Annotated in this window: 1 rRNA gene (cut by a window edge); it reads right to left on the reverse strand. The window is 53.1% G+C overall.

Going from position 1 to position 1,255, the window contains the following annotated elements:
• A 23S ribosomal RNA gene (locus tag ACTHSP_RS17505) occupies positions 1-1,255 on the reverse strand (its annotated part continues 1,694 nt past the right edge of the window); the annotation flags it as partial.

Here is a 1,255-nt window from a genome sequence, read left to right on the forward strand (position 1 = left end):
CGTTACCGCGCTTCCACACCCCACCTATCAACGTCCTGGTCTCGAACGACTCTTTAGTGTGGTTAAACCACAAGGGAAGTCTCATCTTCAGGCGAGTTTCGCGCTTAGATGCTTTCAGCGCTTATCTCTTCCGAACTTAGCTACCCGGCTATGCAACTGGCGTTACAACCGGTACACCAGAGGTTCGTCCACTCCGGTCCTCTCGTACTAGGAGCAGCCCCCGTCAAACTTCCAACGCCCACTGCAGATAGGGACCAAACTGTCTCACGACGTTTTAAACCCAGCTCACGTACCACTTTAAATGGCGAACAGCCATACCCTTGGGACCGACTACAGCCCCAGGATGTGATGAGCCGACATCGAGGTGCCAAACTCCGCCGTCGATATGAACTCTTGGGCGGAATCAGCCTGTTATCCCCGGAGTACCTTTTATCCGTTGAGCGATGGCCCTTCCATACAGAACCACCGGATCACTATGTCCTGCTTTCGCACCTGCTCGACTTGTCGGTCTCGCAGTTAAGCTACCTTTTGCCATTGCACTATCAGTCCGATTTCCGACCGGACCTAGGTAACCTTCGAACTCCTCCGTTACTCTTTGGGAGGAGACCGCCCCAGTCAAACTGCCTACCATGCACGGTCCCCGACCCGGATTACGGGTCTGGGTTAGAACCTCAAAGACACCAGGGTGGTATTTCAAGGACGGCTCCACAGAGACTGGCGTCTCTGCTTCAAAGCCTCCCACCTATCCTACACAAGTGACTTCAAAGTCCAATGCAAAGCTACAGTAAAGGTTCACGGGGTCTTTCCGTCTAGCAGCGGGTAGATTGCATCTTCACAACCACTTCAACTTCGCTGAGTCTCAGGAGGAGACAGTGTGGCCATCGTTACGCCATTCGTGCGGGTCGGAACTTACCCGACAAGGAATTTCGCTACCTTAGGACCGTTATAGTTACGGCCGCCGTTTACTGGGGCTTCGATCCGATGCTTGCACATCTTCAATTAACCTTCCAGCACCGGGCAGGCGTCACACCCTATACGTCCACTTTCGTGTTAGCAGAGTGCTGTGTTTTTAATAAACAGTCGCAGCCACCTATTCTCTGCGACCCTCCAGGGCTTACGGAGCAAGTCCTTAACCTTAGAGGGCATACCTTCTCCCGAAGTTACGGTATCAATTTGCCGAGTTCCTTCTCCTGAGTTCTCTCAAGCGCCTTAGAATTCTCATCCTGCCCACCTGTGTCGGTTTGCGGTACGGTTC

This window comes from Neisseria sp. P0001.S005 (assembly GCF_051963715.1).